The sequence below is a fragment of the Gimesia maris genome, from assembly GCF_008298035.1.
GTDB classification, from domain to species: domain Bacteria; phylum Planctomycetota; class Planctomycetia; order Planctomycetales; family Planctomycetaceae; genus Gimesia; species Gimesia maris.
Genome location: NZ_CP042910.1, coordinates 690,255 through 709,495 on the forward strand (window position 1 = coordinate 690,255; position 19,241 = coordinate 709,495).

At 52.3% G+C, this 19,241-nt stretch carries 14 protein-coding genes and 1 pseudogene; 12 read left to right on the plus strand and 3 right to left on the minus strand.

Annotation, left to right across the window (positions count from 1 at the left end; all coding sequences use genetic code 11):
• Nucleotides 1-38: 38 nt before the first annotated feature.
• The 3 genes and pseudogenes from GmarT_RS30515 to GmarT_RS02595 form a co-directional block, all read left to right on the plus strand.
• Nucleotides 39-761 (plus strand): annotated as a pseudogene (locus tag GmarT_RS30515) (tetratricopeptide repeat protein); the annotation flags it as partial.
• Complete coding sequence (locus tag GmarT_RS30520) at nucleotides 747-1,820, plus strand: glycosyltransferase family 9 protein (RefSeq protein ID WP_498072117.1); 1,074 nt, start codon at nucleotides 747-749, stop codon at nucleotides 1,818-1,820. The pseudogene GmarT_RS30515 and the gene GmarT_RS30520, both read left to right, overlap by 15 nt.
• Before the next feature lie 357 nt (nucleotides 1,821-2,177).
• Nucleotides 2,178-2,681, plus strand: a complete 504-nt coding sequence (locus GmarT_RS02595; RefSeq protein ID WP_002649126.1) for a hypothetical protein — start codon at nucleotides 2,178-2,180, stop codon at nucleotides 2,679-2,681.
• Nucleotides 2,682-2,702: 21 nt separating this feature from the next.
• On the opposite strand, the gene GmarT_RS02600 is transcribed toward GmarT_RS02595, so the two are convergent.
• A complete protein-coding gene (locus tag GmarT_RS02600; RefSeq protein ID WP_002649125.1) occupies nucleotides 2,703-3,548 on the minus strand; it encodes a SirB1 family protein in 846 nt (281 codons plus the stop codon).
• Between the two features lie 344 nt (nucleotides 3,549-3,892).
• Here GmarT_RS02600 and tyrS point away from each other — a divergent pair, with 344 nt between their 5' ends.
• The 3 genes from tyrS (at nucleotide 3,893) to GmarT_RS30280 (ending at nucleotide 7,996) form a co-directional block, all read left to right on the plus strand.
• Nucleotides 3,893-5,116: a tyrosine--tRNA ligase gene (gene tyrS / locus GmarT_RS02605; protein WP_002649124.1), complete on the plus strand. Its 1,224-nt coding sequence runs from the start codon at nucleotides 3,893-3,895 to the stop codon at nucleotides 5,114-5,116.
• A gap of 193 nt (nucleotides 5,117-5,309) precedes the next feature.
• Nucleotides 5,310-6,386 (plus strand): Gfo/Idh/MocA family protein, encoded by a 1,077-nt coding sequence (locus GmarT_RS02610; RefSeq protein WP_002649123.1) that lies wholly within the window; start codon nucleotides 5,310-5,312, stop codon nucleotides 6,384-6,386.
• Between the two features lie 440 nt (nucleotides 6,387-6,826).
• A complete protein-coding gene (locus GmarT_RS30280; RefSeq protein WP_052301289.1) occupies nucleotides 6,827-7,996 on the plus strand; it encodes a TlpA disulfide reductase family protein in 1,170 nt (389 codons plus the stop codon).
• A gap of 395 nt (nucleotides 7,997-8,391) precedes the next feature.
• Here the strand turns inward: GmarT_RS30280 and GmarT_RS02620 are convergent, their stop codons facing one another.
• Nucleotides 8,392-9,033 carry a CPBP family intramembrane glutamic endopeptidase gene (locus GmarT_RS02620; protein ID WP_002649120.1) on the minus strand — a complete coding sequence of 214 codons (642 nt, stop codon included), beginning with the start codon at nucleotides 9,031-9,033 and terminating at the stop codon, nucleotides 8,392-8,394.
• A gap of 286 nt (nucleotides 9,034-9,319) precedes the next feature.
• Between GmarT_RS02620 and GmarT_RS02625 the strand changes: the two genes are divergently transcribed.
• From GmarT_RS02625 to GmarT_RS02640, 4 genes are read left to right on the plus strand one after another with little or no spacing between them, the layout of a single operon-like run.
• Nucleotides 9,320-10,369 (plus strand): rod shape-determining protein, encoded by a 1,050-nt coding sequence (locus GmarT_RS02625; RefSeq protein WP_002649119.1) that lies wholly within the window; start codon nucleotides 9,320-9,322, stop codon nucleotides 10,367-10,369.
• A gap of 18 nt (nucleotides 10,370-10,387) precedes the next feature.
• Nucleotides 10,388-11,353 carry a rod shape-determining protein MreC gene (locus tag GmarT_RS02630; RefSeq protein WP_149302418.1) on the plus strand — a complete coding sequence of 322 codons (966 nt, stop codon included), beginning with the start codon at nucleotides 10,388-10,390 and terminating at the stop codon, nucleotides 11,351-11,353.
• A gap of 15 nt (nucleotides 11,354-11,368) precedes the next feature.
• The gene (gene mreD / locus GmarT_RS02635; protein ID WP_149302419.1) at nucleotides 11,369-11,902 is read left to right on the plus strand and encodes a rod shape-determining protein MreD; all 534 of its coding nucleotides are present in this window, start codon (nucleotides 11,369-11,371) and stop codon (nucleotides 11,900-11,902) included.
• 48 nt (nucleotides 11,903-11,950) lie between these two features.
• The gene (locus tag GmarT_RS02640; protein ID WP_002648284.1) at nucleotides 11,951-14,203 is read left to right on the plus strand and encodes a penicillin-binding transpeptidase domain-containing protein; all 2,253 of its coding nucleotides are present in this window, start codon (nucleotides 11,951-11,953) and stop codon (nucleotides 14,201-14,203) included.
• 12 nt (nucleotides 14,204-14,215) lie between these two features.
• Here the strand turns inward: GmarT_RS02640 and GmarT_RS02645 are convergent, their stop codons facing one another.
• A complete protein-coding gene (locus GmarT_RS02645) occupies nucleotides 14,216-15,892 on the minus strand; it encodes an alkaline phosphatase (protein WP_149302420.1) in 1,677 nt (558 codons plus the stop codon).
• Between the two features lie 402 nt (nucleotides 15,893-16,294).
• Between GmarT_RS02645 and glnA the strand changes: the two genes are divergently transcribed.
• Nucleotides 16,295-17,707: a type I glutamate--ammonia ligase gene (glnA, locus tag GmarT_RS02650; RefSeq protein WP_002648282.1), complete on the plus strand. Its 1,413-nt coding sequence runs from the start codon at nucleotides 16,295-16,297 to the stop codon at nucleotides 17,705-17,707.
• A gap of 181 nt (nucleotides 17,708-17,888) precedes the next feature.
• On the plus strand, nucleotides 17,889-19,241 hold the full coding sequence (locus GmarT_RS02655) for a carbon-nitrogen hydrolase family protein (RefSeq protein WP_002648281.1): 1,353 nt from the start codon (nucleotides 17,889-17,891) through the stop codon (nucleotides 19,239-19,241).

The following is a 19,241-nucleotide window of genomic DNA, read 5'->3' on the forward strand; positions in this document are numbered from 1 at the left end:
CGTTCAAAGCGTTTTTCCTCGGCAGAAACAGCACAGGTTCCCACATGGATGAGGTTCAGGTACAACTGAAAGCAGCATTAGCCCATCACCAGGCGGGAGAACTGGATCAGGCGGCCACTATCTATCAGCATGTACTGGATACGAATGCACGTCAATGGGAGGCCCGCTATTATCTGGGAACTCTGCAACTGCAGCGCGGGGACCTGGATCAGAGTATTCGCACTTTTCTCCAGGTGGTGCAACTGCAGCCGGAACTCCCCGATGTGCATAACAATCTGGGCGTTGCCTACCATGCCGCGGGGAAGTGGCAGGAGGCAGGTCAGTCCTTCGAACAGGCCATCCGCCTGAATCCCCATTATGAGCGTGCTTATTTTAATCTGGGATCATTGTTTGAGAGCCGTGGCGTTTTCAGTGAAGCAGTGAAGTGTTATCAGAAGGCGCATGATTTAAGTCCCGGCAATCTGGACACTCACCAGAAACTGGCAGACGCACTGAAGTCAGCCGGCGAATGGGCGCGGGCGGAAGACATCTACCGGGAACTGCTGGTGGCAAAACCGGGTGACTTTGATCTGTCGATGAAACTGGCTTACGTCCTGGTACTGCAACGTCAGTATCAGGAAGCGATCATGCTGTATGAGTCGATGTTGAAAATAAGTCCCGACCACTACCAGATTCTGGTCAGCCTGAGTTATGTGTATGAAGCAGTCGGGAACATTGACGCCGCGATTGAGGCGGCAGAGCGTTCGATTCAAGTTGCTCCGACACAGCCAGAGGGGTATAACAACCTGGGGAATGCATTCAAACTGAAACATGATCTGGAAAACGCCAGCGAGAATTTCAGAAAAGCAATCAGCCTGCGTCCTGATTTTGCAATGGCGGAATTCAACCTGGCGACAACCCGTATGCTGCAGGGAAACCTGCAGGATGGCTGGCGCGGTTACGAACGCCGCACGGACATTGCCGCGAGTCCGCAGCAGCAGTATCCCGGTCCGCAGTGGCAGGGGGAACCGTTAACGGGGAAATCCATCTGCCTGTGGTGTGAACAGGGCTTTGGCGATACACTGTTGTTTCTTCGATTTGCGATCGAACTGAAAAAACGGGGCGCCGCACGTGTGCTGGTTCTGTGCCAGCCAGAATTGGCTGCATTGCTCAAACAGGTTCCGGAAATCGATCAGATTCTGAAGGCAGGAGACCCGCAACCGGAGTGTGATTATCAGTGTGCCCTGTTGAGCGTGCCCTTCTACCTGGAAACCAGCCTGGAGACAATTCCTGCAGCGGTTCCGTTTCTCCAGCCGCCCGCAGACAGGCAGCAGTACTGGGCCAGCTTACTTTCCGATTTACCGGGAGCCAAAGTCGGACTGAACTGGTGTGGAAATCCTGACTTTCCGAAAAATGAACTCCGTTCGATTCCCTTAGAGTCGTTCCTGCCGCTGGGAAAAAGAGAGGACATTCAGTTGATCAGCCTGCAGCAGGTGAGCGGACTGGAACAGATCGAAGCCCTGCAGAACGAATGGAATCTCTGGCAACCGGGACCCGAATACCAGGCGGACACAGGAGATTTTTCGGAGACCGCCGCCTTGATCCAAAATCTGGACCTGGTGATTACCGCAGATACGGCGGTGGCTCATCTGGCAGGCTCACTGGGCGTGCCGGTCTGGATTCTGCTTTCGCGGCTTCCCGAATGGCGCTGGCTGCTGGAACGCAAAGACAGCCCCTGGTATCCGACGGCGCGGTTGTTTCGACAGTCAGTGCTGGGGGACTGGGAACCTGTCATCCAGGCGGTTCAGACCGAGCTGGAGCAGACGCTGCGTTCGAACTAACGCGGAATCTATTGAGAATTCAAAATAGAGGGGTATTCCTCAACTCGCTGAACGGGAGATTCGATGAACACCGCTAAACTCAAGTTCAGAAAGAGGATGCGTCTTCAGGCCAGTCGCTGACACTTGACGGGATTAATCCAGCTCAAGCGATTATTCCGGTCCCGTGCTCGAGGCAGTCTGCAGGTTGAATTTGACCCGCTTTTCATTGCGGGCTAAATTAGAGTATCTCTCTCCCTGTCTTAACCCCGTCAGCATTTCTGCAAAGAATGCTTATCTTCCATCGAAATAATCATTTGAATTTTGGCAGACAATCTGAGTCTGACGTCAGTTCCGTTACGTCTATAAAAGAGCAGATCCATGCGACAAGCCGTGAGAGCCTACCCGAGTGATGTGTTTCCAAAAACGATTAACGAAGACGAAAATTCAGAATTCTACCAGCAGAAGCGAGACGCGTTTCTTCGTGAGACGACCAATACTCCCTGCCTGCGGCGAATTCCGGAATTGAACAAACTGATCGATTCCGTGGTGGCCAGCTGGTATCTTGAGCCTTCATCCATCAGCAGCCGCGAATGGCATCGCATCCCCTGCAGGCGTCCGCTGGGCCTGGCCGTCTTTAATCCTCAGACCAGGCAACTGGAGTCCGATCTGCAGATCGTGACAGGACGCAATATTTCGGTTCGAGGAATTTCTTTCACGCATCAGGCTCATATTTATTCCCGGGAAGTCGCAGTGACCTTTGACCTGGATCAGCCGGTACAGGAATTTCTGATCGTGCGCCTGGCCTGGAGTCGTTTCTCGGAAAAACGGACGTTTCAGAGTGGTGGTCAGTTTCTGTCTCAGATTGAAGTCGCCGCGGAATGAACCGCTTTCTGCAGGCGGATCTCAGTTCCACTGAGCCAGTTCGGCGTGCACCTTCTGCAGCATCAGCTTGATATCCAACTGCTCGGATTCGGGACAGCTTTTCAGGCAACCAGTCAGCAGGTCGGCTGCCAGTCCCAGCTTTTTCGTTTTAAAACTGAGGGCCGCCAGATCCTTGCGGTGTGCATTGGAAAGTGGATTCAAGGCACACAGCCGGCGTTGCACATTCCAGGCTTTGGGAAAATCTTCGCGCTCTTCGTGAATCCGTTTCAGGTTCATCAGCATGCGGACAATAATTTCCCGATGTGTGGCCGGCTTTAACAGTCGCAGCAGAACATCGCGGGAAAAGTCGCCTAACTCCGCGAGGTGAATGATACACTCTTTTTCGTTATAGATTTTTCCACTGGAGTAGGGATCGATGAATAACGGGCCCGACTGTGATTCGTAACGCACCAGAAACTGCATAGGGGCTGCGACTCCCTGGATCTCGATCCCCAGTTCATTGCCGACGGCCATATAAATCAGGGAGAGCGCAATGGGCAGCCCCTGTTTTGTTTCGATCACATGATTCAGATAGCTGCCTTCCGGCTGATGGTAACAGACCGTATTTCCCGCCAGTCCATGCTGTTTGGCCAGACAGTCAACGAAGCATCTGATCAAGGTCTCATCGTCATTGGCCAGCGCCACCTTCCCGGAGAGTTCACAGGCTCTCTGGCGGATCCAGATCTTGACCTGTTCAAACTGCAGTTCAGGCTGATCGTCGCGTGCCAGTTCCAGTGCAGCGATTGTCAGGTCAACCTGTTTGTCATGCAGCAGGAGCTTGGAAAATTCCTGGTCCTGTTTAAACTGGAATAGTTTTGAAATGTCCATCAAAGACAAACTTGGTACTGGAGTGATTGGATAGTAGTTGGCAGGAGGGTAAACAATTTTGAGGAGGCAGCATCACTTATTTATTTGTACCGGAATTCCGGTTCGAGCATCAATGCCATTTTTTCACGGAATGAGGAAAAGCTTGATTCTTTGTAAAAAAAACAACAAGGCAGGATCGGGACAGGCCGAATCTTATCACAGTCAGGGATGCCCGGTCAAATCGGTCTGAAATAAACGACTTCCGATCTGCTGCTTAGATTGACGCTGGCAGACTGAGTCGACAAAATGGGCGAATCGCTGATATGTCAGAATAACATTGTTTGAGAGAGAGTCTGGTAAGTTTAATGCAATTTTTGCCTGTAGAAGAGCAGTTGGCTATCCTCCGACGTGGTGTGGAAAAGATCGTTCCCGAACAGGAACTGGCCGAAAAATTAAAATGGAGCCGCGAGACGGGCACGCCGTTGCGTGTGAAATATGGAATCGACCCCACAGGGATTGACCTCCATCTGGGACATACAGTTCCCATGCGAAAAATGCGTCAGTTTCAGGAACTGGGACATCAGGCGGTCATCATCATCGGCAATTACACTGCCCTGGTCGGCGATCCCAGTGGTCGCGATGAGACCCGCGCCCGCCTGACTGCAGAACAGGTCGAAGCCAATGCCGTCGATTACCTGAATCAGGTTGGGAAAGTCATCGATCTGGAGAATGCGGAAGTCGTACGCAACGGCGACTGGTTCAGTAAAATGAACTTCGCGGCGATCCTTGAACTCTGCAGTAAAGTTACCGTCGCACAATTGCTGACCCGCGATGATTTCTCAAAACGATACCGTGAAGAAGCCGCCATATATCTCCACGAGTGCCTGTACCCGATTATGCAGGCCTGGGATTCCGTCGAGATCAAAGCTGACATCGAACTGGGGGGCACAGAACAGCTCTACTCCTTCATGCTGGCCCGCGATCTGCAGAAAGACCAGGGACTGCGACAGCAGGTGAGTGTCATGTCACCCATTCTGGTGGGAACAGACGGCGTGCGCCGCATGGGCAAAAGCCTGGGCAATTATATCGGCATCAGTGAATCGCCATACGAGATGATGAAAAAATTCATGCAGCTTTCTGATGACAGCATGCAGATGTTTTATGAACTGCTGACCGACTTTCCGCTGGATGAAGTGCAGACGATTCTGGCCGGCCACCCCAAAGAAGCCAAAGTCAAACTGGCAAAAACGATTATTGCTGAATACCACGATACTGCCGCCGCTGAGGAATCGGCCGATCGCTGGCAGCGGGAAATTGGTTCTGGCGGTCTGCCTGAGGATATTCCCGTTGCAAAGATTTCCCGATCCGAATTGAATGAAGACGGCACCTTACCGGCTGCAAATTTACTGAAGCAACTGGGTCTGTGTGCTTCCACCAGCGATGCCCGGCGTTCGATTCAGCAGGGAGGCGCGAAAATGGGGGAAGAAAAAGTGAAGATTGAAACCCATGATCAGGCGATTGCGGTGGAATCAGGCATGTTACTCTGGGTTGGCAAGAAACGGTTCTGCCAGGTGGAACTGCTGGATTGACTTGTGATCTGATTGAAATCCGCCGCCTTTTACAGGCAATCAGGGGAAATAATTCCGCGCGGATTGCATTCGTAAGAAATACTTCGTAAAACGATATTTTAAAGGTGAATTTCAAGATTCACGATCTCACGTTCACAACAAAGATGTGAACGGAGACTCCTGGTTTTAAAATGAAATACAGAAAGCAACAGTAATGGCAACAGGTTTTGGAATTGTCGGCTGTGGCATGATTTCGAATTTTCATGCAAAGGCACTGGAAGAAATTCGCGGTGCCAAGCTGGTCGCCTGCTTTGATCGATTTGCAGCATCAGCAGATAAATTTGCAGAAGCGAATGGTTGCACGGCCTATCATGATTTGGATGAAATGCTGGCAGATCCCGAAGTGGATGTGGTCACCATCTGCACCCCCAGCGGGGCACACATGGACCCCGCGGTCGCCGCTGCCAAAGCAGGCAAACATGTCGTGGTGGAAAAACCGCTGGAAATCACACTCAAACGCTGTGATGCAATTATCGACGCCTGCAAAAAAAATAAAGTCCAGCTGGCAACCATCATGCCTTCCCGTTTTGGTGCCGCCAATCAGGAACTGAAAAAAGCGATCGATAAAGGCCGCTTCGGCAAGCTGACCTTAGGCGACACTTATGTCAAATGGTGGCGGACACAAGAGTACTACGATTCCGGCGGATGGCGTGGTACCTGGGAAATGGATGGCGGCGGTGCCTACATGAACCAGGCGATTCATAACGTCGACCTGCTGTTCTGGTTCATGGGTGATGTTGCTGACGTGAATGGCATGACCGGTACCCTGGCTCACAAGCGGATCGAAGTCGAAGATACCGGCGTCGCCACAATTCGGTTCAAGAACGGTGCCCTGGGTGTGATCGAAGCGACCACCAGCGTCTTCCCCGGCCTGCTCAAGAAAACCGAAATCTCCGGTACCAAAGGGACCGTGATTATCGAGCAGGACGATGTACTGCACTGGGAGTTCGAAAAAGAGAACGCCCGCGATGAAAAAATTCGCACCGAACTGGCAAAGAAGAGCGGCAACACCGGTGGTGCCAGCGATCCTTCTGCCATCTCCTATGCAGGACACATGGAACAGTTGAAAGACTTCATCAAGTCGATCAAAACCGGCAAGAAGCCGTTTGTCGATGGAAATGACGGTCGCAAGAGTGTAGAAATCATTCTGGCGATCTATCAGTCTTCCTGGACCGGAAAACAGGTATCACTGCCTCTGAAACGTGATCCCCGGATTCCAAAAGCAAAATAATGCGGAACGGATGCCAATTGAAAGCAGGACGGGTTAAGGAGAGCCCGTCCTGCTTTTTTTATTGAATCACATTTCCCCCCCCTCCGTGGTTCAGATTTATTTTTCTACCACGAAAAACACGAAATCACACGAAATTAAAAAACAATGGGTGGTACCGAATGCAATTCGGTACGAGCGTAGCGAGCAGGAAGCTGACAGTGTGACGTTCCTGGAAATGAAACACTGGTTTGCACATTGAGAGGTGTCATGTTGTGAGATAGGAGACCATCTCCTCAGTTCGTGAGACTACCCTGACAGTTTCCTGTTGTCTGCGACAACCCCGGGGTGATCCATTCCAAATCAAATCTGTAAAAATCTCATATTCCGATAAACAAACATACGATTCGGTTCTGTCTTCAAAATGGATGAACTTAACAACAGGACTGTTTGCGGAGAAGAAAATGCGATTCTGGCGGTATTTGATTGTGCTGATGTCTCTGGTCTTTGTTTCATCTGTGATTGCTGCAGAGGAGCAGAACAAAGCGACGGAGGAGTTCAAACCGTTTCTGACAGTGAAACTCGTAGATGAAGCAGGCAAGCCAGTGGTCGGGGCGCAGACTGGCATGGTGGTCACGGTCAATGGGTATGATCCTAATCAGGGGGCGAACTGGACTTTCGGTCATTTTGAGCTCAAGTCTGACTCGGAAGGGCTCATTCGGTTTCGCGATCCAGATCAATATCGCGGCATGGTCTATGCGCGTCACGCGGGGCGCGGCCTGGTCGCTGTGAAACGGACGGATTTGATAGAAGACAAGCAGTCGCCGCTGGTGTTGACGATGTATCCCGAATGTCATGTCACCTGGCAGATCAAAAGCAGCCAACTCAAGCGGATCGGAAAAGAAACGGGTGCCATACGCGGCATCAGCGGTTCGGAAAACATGTATTGCCAGTGGTGTCAGGATACAGGTTCAACGCTTCATTTTTTCCTGCCGCCGGGAGAGTTTTCTCTTGTGGGACACTCAAGCCAGATTAATCCGGTTGAAAAAACAATCGTCATCAAAGCGGGGCAAACAGAATATGATGCAGGAACAGCAGATGCCTCCGCTAAAAAATGGATTCTGCTGGAGGGTAAGCCTGCCCCCGAAATTGTCGATATTCAGGAATGGAAAAACGGACCTGTTAAACTGTCACAACTCAGGGGGAAAGTGGTTATTCTCGAATTCTGGGGCTGGTGGTGTGGCCCCTGTGTTCTCTCGGGAATTCCGGAACTGTTTAAACTGCGGGAAGAATATTCGCAGGATGAACTTGCGATCGTCGGCATTCACACACCTTACGGGGAAGATGATGAAGTGGATTCCGTGAAAGAACTGGATGCAAGGCTGGAGAAAGTTCAAAAAGAGGTCTGGAAAGGAAAGCAGCTTGACTTCCCGGTAGCCCTCATCCGTTTTCAAAAATTGCCTTACACTCCTGAAGGCGAGCCGATTGCGAACGCAAAAATGAATGTCGAATATGGGATCAACAGTTTCCCGAGTACTATTGTGATTGACCGCCAGGGGAACATCTTCGGCAATCTGAAACTGTGGAAGCAGTCTGATCGAGACAAATTGAAACAGTTAATCAATGCGAAGTAAATCGGAGTGATTGCATCGACACCCCCTTATTCGATTTGGGGCCACCTGTCGTGGTTCAATTTAATTATTTCTACCACGAAAAACACGAAATTACACCAAATTAATAAACAATGGGTGGTACCGAATGCAATTCGGTACGAGCGGAGCGAGCAGGAAATTGACAGTGTGGTGTTCGTGAAAGTGAATCGCTGGTTTGCTCTTAGAAGCAGCATGTGCTGAGGTGAGTTAATAGTCAATTCGTAAGTTTACCCTGACAGTTTCCTGTTGTCTGCGACAACCCCGAATTGCATTCGAGGCCACCCGACATTCTTCTCTCTCAACCACGGTTGTTACTTCTCGCCAACCAGATTCTTTCGTGTCCGTTCGTGTTTTTCGTGGTAGAAAAAAGAAATTTGTTACTCTGATTCGTATGGCTGCTCAGCCTCTTTCTGCTGGCGATACGCGTGCATGACGTACATAAAGCACATGAAGTCATACACGGTATGTGTGGTGACCGGGATCAGCAGGTTTTGTGGCGTGAACAGAATCAACAGCAGGCTCATGTAAACGCCCATCAGCGTCGCCACGATGACGTACAGCCGCGTGATCGAATGTAATATGCCAAACAGAATGTTGGTGAAGATGATGGCGACAATCACGCCGTATTGCGTTGCCCAGGATTGCAGCACGCCGCGAAACAGCATTTCTTCCCCCAGGCCGATAAAGATGCAGAGGATGAACAGTTCCCACACTTTACCGTGTTCCACGCGGGGACCCAGTTCCTCAAGCAGGAACTGCTGGATCTGTTGAAATCCCTTGATGGGCAGACGGGACGTTAAGAAAAAAAACAGATACAAAGGCAGCGCAGCCAGTACGCCAATCAGGAGATCCGTCCAGTTCCAGTTCAGGTTGGTAAGCGGGCTGACACCCAGTCCCCAGCCGACGCCGAAGGCAATCACAATGATGCCGATGGAAATCAGAGAGCCACCCAGAATGAATGATTGCTGTTCCGGCGCAGTCGTCTCTTCAAATTCTTCTTCTTCATCCCAATCGTCCATGGATAGTATGTTCACTCTCTGTTTCAGGATTTTACTGGGATTATAGCACCAGGTGTCCCAAATCCAAATTCTGATGAGTTCGCAAAACAGCCAGGTTTGCCTGTCTTTACAGTGATATCACAGTTTCGAAACTGCATCTTGCAGAAACTCACCATCTCGAATACATTTTCCCAATCTTAACAGGAAGTTTTATGAATAGCAGGCGACTCAATAATGGTTTGTTGAGTTTCGTTCCTGATTCTGTTCAGCCCACTTATTCTTTTAAAAAAGAAGCGGTAGTGCAAGGATGCTGCACCGTTTACGTCAATGGCTCTGTCCTGATCTGGCGATCGATCTGGGAACGGCTAATACCATAGTCGCGATCCAGGGCGAGGGCATTGCGCTGGACGAACCTTCGGTCGTAGCGTTGCATAAAGGCAGCCGCAAGATTCTGGGCAAAGGAACCGCCGTCGGCAAACTGGCCAAGCAGATGCTGGGCCGCACCCCCGACAGTATCATTGCCGTCCGCCCACTCAAAGAAGGTGTGATCACCGATTTCGAACTGTGTGAGGCGATGCTCCGCTATTTCATCCATAAGGCCCGCCATCATTCGCGCGGCCTGCGACCCCGGGTGGTGATCGCCGTTCCGGGTAGTATCACACCGGTCGAGAAACGGGCCGTGTTCAACAGTGCCGAGCGCGCCGGCGCCGGTCGGGTTTATCTGATTGAAGAATCCAAGGCGGCGGGCATCGGTGCCGGACTGCCGATTTCTGAACCGATGGCGAGCATGGTCTGCGACATTGGCGGGGGCACTACGGAAGTCGCCATCATGAGCATGGGCGATACCGTCGTCAGTAATTCGGTTCGCATCGGCGGCGATCGTTGTGACGAAGCCATTGTCGAATATATGAAACAACATTACTCGCTGCGGATTGGCGTACAGACAGCAGAAGACCTGAAGCTGGAACTGGGCAGCGCCTATCCCCTCGAACAGGAGCTGACCGGCGAAGTCAAAGGCCTGGATATCATCAGCAGTATTCCCCGCAAAGCGATCGTCACCAGTGAAGAACTCCGCGATGCCTTACATGGGCCGCTGGAATCCGTCCTAAACTGCTGCAAGCAGACCATCGAACAGTGTAAGCCGGAACTGGTGGCGGATCTGGCCGATAATGGGCTGGTCCTCACGGGCGGCGGCGCGTTACTCCGTGGCCTGGCGTATTACATGAGCGAACAACTGGGGATTCCCGTCCGCGTGGACGAGGACCCGCTCCGCACCGTCGCGCGGGGCACCGCGATCTGCCTGGAACATCTCAGCCAGTGGCGACATGCCTTTGATAACGGCGATGGCGATTTTTAAAGGACGGGCCTGCAGTCTATGAAACGCGAAACGCGGTTTTCGGAAATCAAACTGGTTCTGCTGACACTGCTGGTTTCAGGCTGCCTGTACGCCATGCCGGTTGTTTATTCGAGCCGACTGTATCATCTGATTCGCGATGCAGCCCGGCCCGGATTGATACTGGTTCAACAGATCAAAGCCTGGGAATCCACTGTGGCAAAACCGGAGTCGCCCGATCCACGCACGGAGCAGCTCGAACGTCAGTTGAACGAAAGTGAACAGGCAAACCGCCGACTCGAACTGCAGACGCTGCAGGTCTCCGAAGAGTTACAGCGTCTCAAACAGACAGGCGTTCCCAATTATCAGACACACTCCAGCGACCGCCTGCTGGTTCCGGATCTGCTCGAAGCACAGATTCTGGGCGAGTCAGCAATCTCACTGTTGCGGGAAGGACAGTTTCTTAACCAGGGACAAGAGCAGGGAGTGTTCGAATCGTCATTCGTGCTGGAATCTGATTACCCGCTGATCGATCAGGGGATCGCGCAGGGGATCAAAGCCGGGTATGCCTTGTATGCAGGGCAGGCCGTGATCGGAAAAATTGACGAAGTCGGCAGCTGGACCAGCAGTCTGATTCCCATCACATCGGTCAAATATCGCGGCTCCGCACGCATTGCCCGACGCACAGAGCAGGGCTTGCAACTGGGCACCGATGGAATCCTGGTGGGGCTGGGGGAAGGCAAATGCGAACTGCTGCAGATTCCGCCTACCGAATCAATCCAGGTCGGCCAGGATGTCTACACGGGAGAAGTTGATCGCGAGCTCCCTTTAAGCATGCAGTCCACACTGGGGCAACCCATGTATTACGGTCGGGTCGTTGAAGCAGAACTGCCTCGCGGTGCGCCGTACTGGAAAATCATTGTGGAGCCGGCTGTGAAACTTTCGGAAGTCAAACAGGTCAGTGTGCTGCGACAGATTATCAATCCGCGACGGATGCTGGCAAATTGAAGGGGATCGCCAATAATGAAACTACTCAGCCTGCTGTTACTGGGATATGTCTGTCTGATTACTCAGATCAGTGTGATTCCTGAACTGAGCCCCGACGGCTATCGTCCGAACCTGATCGTTCTGGTAACAGGTCTGGCATTATTCTGGCTCCGCGATGCGCGTGTCATGCTTTGTGCACTGCTGGCGGGACTGGTCTGCGAAGCATTCGATTCCGCGATTCCGGGTACCGGCGTTTTTCTGCTGACCACGCTGGTCTGGCTCGCTTATCGGGTACAGATCCACTTTCAACTTCGTTCCCTCTTCAGTCGGTTTGTGCTGCTGGCCTGCCTGTCATTTTTATTCGACAGTCTGTTCCAGGTTTTGAACCGCATGGAGGCAGGGGCAGAACTGTTCTCTGAACTGTCAATCATCGTGCAGCAGTCAGCAGGAAACGGTCTGGCAACCGCCGTGTTGGGACTGTTGATACTGATCGGTTTAAAACTGATTCCCGTCGATCTTCGAACACCGCCCGCTGCTTCAGCCGGGTATTCCTCGCAGTATTCCCGCTGATCACATTTGTAGATATTCCTCGTTGTCCCAATCACAGAACCGTATTCAATGCGTAATCGTCCCGGCAGTAACCATCTGAATTCAGAAAGCGAAGCGAATGGGAATCCGTTTCAGGTGGATCGTATGCCCGGTCTGCGGGTCTGTCTGCTGGGGCTGTTACTGTTGGCGCCGCTGCTGGCGGTGAGCGGACGGTTAATGTTCATCCAGATGATGAATGCAGAGCATTTTTATTCGCAGTTTGGGAAGACAACCGAATCTTTTGAGACGATTCCCAGTCGCGACGGCCGCATTGTCTCCATCGATGGGCGCGTGCTGGCCATGGATGTCGAACGCTTCGACCTGCAGGTGCATTATCGCTGGCTGGAAGAACCCCCCAATGAACGCTGGTTAAAACAGCAGGCGCTGACGCTGTTAAAGCCCGTGGAGCGTCGGCAGAAAGAAAAGGTCGAGGCCGCCCGTGAAAAAGTACTCGCGCGACGTCTGCAGTTGTGGGAAGAGCTGGCGCTGGTCATGCGGGTCCCGCAACAGGACCTGTTGATCTCTGGTAACGAGATTCAAAAACGCGTCGAAAACATTATTGACAGCGTGAATGAGCGAGCAGAAAAAAAACGAGCAGAGACAGCGCCGTCAGAATCCGTCGAAGAAACGGCTGAAACAGAACCGGCAGACTACCCGCAGGCCTTCTGGAAACTGTTGAAAGAAACATTAACGCGGCCTCCGCGACGACCGCGGCGGGAACGCATTGTGGTACGCGAAGAACTGGATTATCACACGATCAAATCAGGGATTCCGCGTGAGATTGCGCTGGCGATTTCCGCGCATCCAGAACACTTTCCCGGCGTGAATATTCAGGTCGCCACCCTCCGCGAATATCCGCAGAGAACGATCGCCCCGCACGAACTGGGAATACGACATCGTATCGATGAGAAAACCCTGGCAGCCAGACAGGAACGGTTTCCCGACGGAGATCCGCTGGATTACCAGGAAGGGGACCGCATCGGCAAAATGGGAATTGAACGCTCGTACGATCGATTTCTGCGTGGCTTGCGTGGCTTAAAACGCGTGGTGAAAAACCGGCAGGGAGAAATCATTCGCAGCGAAGTTGTGCGCGAACCCAAGTCAGGCGATGATGTCGTGTTGACTTTGAATACACGGCTGCAAGGCGAGGTTCAAAATCTGCTGGATCAGTCACTGGACGAACTGGCACAGCAGAAGGACGAGAATGATGCTCCCACCATGGAGCCTTCTACAGGCGGCTGTATTGTCGTGCTTGATGTCCGCAGCGGCGCGATTGTGGCAACGGCTTCTGCGCCGCGGTATGACCTGAACCTGCTGTTGAATCCCTCTCCGGAAGAATGGCAGGCAGTGCTGGATGATCCGCGTCGACCCCTGTTTCCCCGGGCGACACAGATGATGCTGCCTCCAGGCTCGACCTTCAAAGCACTGACTTCCATTGCGATACTGGAAAGTGGCAAGATTGATCCGGATGAGATGTATCCCTGCCGCGGATATCTGGATCGACCTGATCGACATCGCGACTTTATTTACCGCCACTATGGCGTCGGCCACAACGACATCAATCTCACACAGGCGTTATGCCAGTCCTGTAACGTCTACTTTTTTCAGGCAGCCCGCACGATGGGGCCAGAGACGCTCTGCCACTGGGCCGATCAACTCGGCTTCGGCAAACCGACCGGAATAGATATTCCCGGTGAGCGCGGCGGTCATCTGCCCGATCCTTCACCCGACCGGAAAAAAGGAAAGTCCCCCTGGTATCCCGGCGACACGCTGGGCATCGCCATCGGTCAATCCCGGTTGACGGTAACGCCACTGCAGATCGCGCGACTCATGGCGGTCGTTGCCAATAATGGTGAGCTGGTTGTTCCACATCTGGCTTACAGTATTGTCCCCTCGGCGGAATCGACGACGACCACCCGCCAGATCATCTCGCATCCCCAGCGCTACGTGAGCGGCATTCATCCGGATACACTGGAACGGGTTCGCGAAGGCTTGATCGATGTCGTAGCGAATCCTCACGGAACCGGTTACAAAACGGTACGGATGAAAGAAATTTCCATCGCCGGAAAAACGGGGACCGCAGAGACCGGCGGAGGCAAAAATGATCACGCCTGGTTCGCCGGTTTCGTACCAGCCACCCGACCGAAATATGCGTTTGCCGTTGTGATTGAACACGGCGGTTCCGGCAGCCGCGTCGCGGGACCGGTCGCACAGAAACTGGTGCGGGCGATGCTGGATACCGGATTGCTTCAACCCACGGCAGCCAAACTGCAGGCGAACTGAATTCGAACGATTTTACTTCGCTTCTTTTTTCGGCGGGATTAACGCTTCCGGCTGATCAATATTCAGATAGTGCCCATGATCGGCGGTCAGAATCACAAGCGTCTCATCCCAGTTGCTGTTTTTCTCCACCCAGTCCGTGATCACTTTGAATGCGTCGTCGCCGCTTTTGACAGCGCCAATGGCGTTGTCCAGATTGTTATCGTGGTTGGCCCAATCGACATCTCCGGCTTCCACCAGCAACCAGAAACCCTGTTTGTTCTGGCTGAGTACAGAGAGTGCCGACTCAGTCATGTCTGCCAGTGTCGGGTTTTCAGCGATATCTGATTCAGAGTAAACTTCAGAACTGTTCTTTAATCCCGGAGCAGGCTGGTAATCGCCGTTGGCTGTCTGATAGGGGAGATGGGCCGCGTATTTCTCGACGCCGTACACGCCCAGCAGTCGCGTTTTATTTTTGATGGCGGCGTCGGTTGCCTGTTTCAGGCCATCTTTCCCTTTGACCTGGGGAGTTCTTAAAGCGACCGTGTATTTTCCACCCTGTTTGACGTCTGCCTTGTTGATGGTTTCTTCCGAAATGTATTTCCAGCCGGGCACGAAGTTCTTGCCATGCGATTTGCCGCCGGTCGGTTTTTCCATCGTGCCAAAGCCTCCTCCCAGCACAACATCCATTCCAGGCAATGCCTGCTCGGGATGGGAAATGGATGTCTGTCCCAGCAGGTCACGAGCCAGGTCCTGGTAATCATTGCGGCTGACATTGTGTGCATAAGTTGCAGCAGGTGTGGCATGAGTAATGGGAACACTGGTAACAACGCCAACGGAATAACCTTTCTCCTGTGCTTCGTGCGCGATCGTAGCGACAGGGGCACCATTGGGGTCCACGTTGATCGCGTTATTGTATGACTTAATGCCGGCGGTCATGGAGGTGGCCGTATTCGCCGAGTCGGGGTAAGCGTGCTCACCATATTTATTGCCGGGACTGCCAATCAGATATTTTTTATCATTGCCTGCGGTCCAGGGATTGGAGCCCCCCTTTTTGGCGTTGTATCCGCCGCGCATTTTTCCACCGGCGTTGAGTACACGTTGCCCATTCACATCCACGTTAGAACCATCGTTGTGGGGTGCCGTCACCATGTAGCCAAACTGGCTTGTTCCGTCAGCAGTATAATCCTGAAAATGGAAACCGGTTCCCCGACCGCTGTTGTACTTGTCAGCCGCGTTGTAATACAAAGCCGCGGCGCGGGTGGTCTGCCAGTCCATGCCATCGAATACAAACAGGATAATATTCTTTTTGCCCGCTTTGAGCGCCGCTTCCTGGATATCGTAGAGGTTGGTCTGGTCCAGATATTTAGCTTTCGGGTTCAGCGTATTCTCAGGCAGAAATCCATAAATGGCTTCGAGTTTTTTCTCGTCGCGATAAGGGCTGTTTTTCCCTTTGTAAGACTTCAGATTATAACCGGGTACACCGTTTTTGGTGCCGAAGGTGTAGACCGGAATCAGCCGCAGGGAATGACTGGACCATTGGGTATAGTCATTCGGATCAAAGCCCCAGTGGGCGACCGGGCTCTTTTTATGCTTGATCGCTGCAGTCTGGATCTTTCGAATGTGATCTTCAGTCGGTTTTTCCGCCTGGGCAGGAGTCAGATTGAACAACAGGATCAGAATCAACAGGCGGGAAGAAACAGCAAAATTCATGAAAGCCTCTGGATAGATGAAAGCAAAATCGTTGTTGGTGAAAACCGGCGGGAGTGGCATCATTATAGTCACAGCCAGTCACTGTTTGTAAAGCGCGTGGTGTGAAGCCTCGGTTAAGTTTCAGAGATAGCAGCTTCGTAAAATATTCGACGCTTGATGCGCAACGAAAACATCCTCGAATGGTTCTTATGTATAGTTCTGTTGACCTGCCTCTGGAACGGTAGAGAACCAGTCATTTTGAGGGAAACAGAGCTCCGTCAGATCAGAAAGAACATGTACGAACGGTACATAATGCCTGATAATTGTGCAAATTTCAGGAATGGTATATGTTTTGCATTATTAAGATATTTTGTAATACCATAGAATCTTCAAGGAATGACTTACTCAGATCAGGAAAACAAGATGACTCCTCGGGAAGTGCTCGCCCTCTGTCGTGAACGTGAAATTCAAGCCGTTGATTTACGGTTTATGGATTTCCCTGGAACCCAAAAACATTTCACTATTCCTGCTAAGATATTGGTAGAGAAGAGTTTCGAAGATGGCTTTGGTTTCGATGGCTCCTCAATGCGTGGCTGGAAAGCGATTAATGAAAGCGACATGCTGGTCGTTCCCCAGCCTGATACCGCCTTCGTGGATCCCTTCATGTCCAATACGCTGGTGATGACCTGTAATATTCAGGACCCGATTACCCGCGAAGACTATGCTAAAGATCCGCGCAATGTTGCCCGAAAAGCAGAAAGCTATATGCGGTCGACCAAAATTGCCGATGTCGCCAATTTTGGACCCGAAGCAGAGTTCTTTATCTTCGACGACGTGCGATTCGATCAGAATGAGCACGAATGCTATTACCATGTGGACAGTATCGAGGGGCAATGGAATCGCGGTAAGGCAGGCAGCACCCAGAACGCCGGTTATAAAATTCGCCATAAGGAAGGTTATTTCCCGGTTCCTCCTGCAGATACGTTACAGGAAGTTCGGACGGAAATGATGCTGGCGATGATGGATTGCGGCGTTGATGTGGAAGCCCAGCACCATGAAGTGGCAACCGCGGGTCAGTGCGAAATCGATATGAAATACGCGCCGTTGTTAAAGACGGCTGACAATCTGCTGCGGTATAAATACATCGTCAAAAACGTCGCCGTCAGACACGGCAAAACTGCGACCTTCATGCCGAAGCCTTTATGGAACGACAACGGTTCCGGACTGCATCTGCACATGTCCCTCTGGAAAGAAGGTAAACCGTTATTTGCAGGTTCGCGTTATGGCGGACTCAGTGAGATGGGCATGTACGCCATGGGCGGGATTCTCAAACATGCGCCGGCCCTGTTTGCCTTCTGCTGCCCGACCACGAACAGTTACAAACGTCTGATTGCCGGTTTTGAAGCCCCCATCAATCTGACTTACAGTTACCGCAATCGATCCGCGGCGATCCGCATTCCCGTGCACAGTCCGCATCCCGAAAACAAGCGGTTCGAATTCCGCTGCCCCGACTCCTCTTCCAACCCTTACCTGGCGATGTCGGCCGTATTGATGGCGATGCTGGACGGCATTCAGAACAAGATTGATCCCGGTCACCCCCTGGAAAAAGATATCTACGATCTGAAACCGGACGAGCTCGCTGAACTTCCCAGCGTACCCGACTCACTCGAACACGCGCTGCAGGCATTACGCGACGACCATAAGTTCCTGCTGACCGGCGATGTCTTCACGGAAGACGTGATCGATACCTGGATCTGGTACAAGACCAATCAGGAAGTCGCTGCCCTGCGCGAGCGACCACATCCTTACGAATTCGCCATGTACTACGATATTTAAAACGGCGATTTCCGACATAAAACATTACCAGGCTCGCGATCCGGTTCTGCTGCGCATCAGGAGAAAACAGCGTTATTTGCTGTGTTCGGAAGACGGTTGTGTTACGATGTTGGAAGAGAGGCTTTGACCCTCTTTCATGTAACCTGCCTCAGAAACGATTTTCGTTCCCGGAGAAATCCTCATGAAACGTGCATCTGGTATTTCGTTCTTTCTTGTCTTGTTGATTGTCTGCCAGACTGGGCGTGCAGGCGAACCGGGTTTGCAGGATGGCTGGCAGGCGAAGACGCCTCGCGAAGAACTGCGTCCCGACATTTCCTGGAAAGCGGACGCCGGCCCCGATCAGCGCGGCGCCTTCCTGATCCAGGCAGATGGCCGCGAAGGTTTGATGGGGCATATTCAGAAATCGTTCCCTGTCGCCGGGGGGAAAACGTATGAATTCTCGGCGCTGCGAAAAACTGAAGGCATCGAACTGGTCCGCCGTGCCGGTACCGCCCGTCTGATCTGGCTCGATCAAAACGGAAAGCGGGTCAAGCGGGATAAACCTTCTTTCGCATCCTATCGACCGGGAGAGCATCCGCGGGCGGAACCCGAATTTCCCGGAGATCAGGAAATGGTTTCCGGCTGGACGAAGGTTGGCGGTGTCTATCGGGCTCCTGAAAACGCGACGCAGGTTCAAGTCGAATTACATTTTCGCTGGGGGCCCCCTCATTCACAGATTCTGTGGAGCGATATCAATTTAAAGCAGACCAAAGATTTGCAGCCCCGCATTGTACGTCTGGCGACAATCCATCATCGTCCCCAGGCAGGGAAAAAGCCGAGTGACAAACCCGCCCAGTTCGCAAAGTTGATTGAGCAGGCTGCGGAGCAGAAAGCTGATCTGGTTGTTTTGCCGGAATCGATTACCGTTTACGGCACTGGTTTATCCTATGCCGAAACCGCGGAGCCGATTCCCGGACCTTCCACACAATACTTTGGAGAGCTTGCTAAAAAGCATGACCTGTATATTGTCGTCGGGCTTTACGAACGGGCAGCGCATCTGGTTTATAACGTCGCGGTGTTGATTGGCCCCGATGGAAAAGTGGTTGGCAAGTACCGCAAAGTCACCCTTCCCCGCGGCGAGATCGAAGGGGGCGTCACACCGGGGAACGAGTATCCCGTGTTTGAAACCCGTTTCGGAAAAGTCGGCATGATGGTCTGCTACGACGGCTTCTTTCCGGAAGTCGCCCGCGAACTGAGCAAGAACGGAGCCGAGGTCATCGCCTGGCCGGTCTGGGGCTGCAATCCCCTGCTCGGTGCTGCACGTGCCTGCGAAAATCATGTGTACGTCATCAGCAGCACTTATACGGATACCTCTTCCAACTGGATGATTTCCGCGATTTACGGACATGATGGCAAGCCGCTGGCACAGGCGAAAGACTGGGGTACCGTCGCGGTTACTGAAGTCGATCTGAATCACCCGCTGTATTGGCAGAGCCTGGGCGATTTTAAATCCCAGATCGAACGACATCGGCCGATTGTAGATACGAAACCCTGA

Bases quoted from the DNA above. Each gene is read 5' to 3' on its own strand.
- GmarT_RS02595 (WP_002649126.1), top strand. From the start codon at position 2,178: ATGCGACAAGCCGTGAGAGCCTACCCGAGTGATGTGTTTCCAAAAACG.
- GmarT_RS02600 (WP_002649125.1), bottom strand. From the start codon at position 3,548: ATGGACATTTCAAAACTATTCCAGTTTAAACAGGACCAGGAATTTTCC.
- tyrS (WP_002649124.1), top strand. From the start codon at position 3,893: ATGCAATTTTTGCCTGTAGAAGAGCAGTTGGCTATCCTCCGACGTGGT.
- GmarT_RS02610 (WP_002649123.1), top strand. From the start codon at position 5,310: ATGGCAACAGGTTTTGGAATTGTCGGCTGTGGCATGATTTCGAATTTT.
- GmarT_RS30280 (WP_052301289.1), top strand. From the start codon at position 6,827: ATGCGATTCTGGCGGTATTTGATTGTGCTGATGTCTCTGGTCTTTGTT.
- GmarT_RS02620 (WP_002649120.1), bottom strand. From the start codon at position 9,033: ATGGACGATTGGGATGAAGAAGAAGAATTTGAAGAGACGACTGCGCCG.
- GmarT_RS02625 (WP_002649119.1), top strand. From the start codon at position 9,320: ATGCTGCACCGTTTACGTCAATGGCTCTGTCCTGATCTGGCGATCGAT.
- GmarT_RS02630 (WP_149302418.1), top strand. From the start codon at position 10,388: ATGAAACGCGAAACGCGGTTTTCGGAAATCAAACTGGTTCTGCTGACA.
- mreD (WP_149302419.1), top strand. From the start codon at position 11,369: ATGAAACTACTCAGCCTGCTGTTACTGGGATATGTCTGTCTGATTACT.
- GmarT_RS02640 (WP_002648284.1), top strand. From the start codon at position 11,951: ATGCGTAATCGTCCCGGCAGTAACCATCTGAATTCAGAAAGCGAAGCG.
- GmarT_RS02645 (WP_149302420.1), bottom strand. From the start codon at position 15,892: ATGAATTTTGCTGTTTCTTCCCGCCTGTTGATTCTGATCCTGTTGTTC.
- glnA (WP_002648282.1), top strand. From the start codon at position 16,295: ATGACTCCTCGGGAAGTGCTCGCCCTCTGTCGTGAACGTGAAATTCAA.
- GmarT_RS02655 (WP_002648281.1), top strand. From the start codon at position 17,889: ATGAAACGTGCATCTGGTATTTCGTTCTTTCTTGTCTTGTTGATTGTC.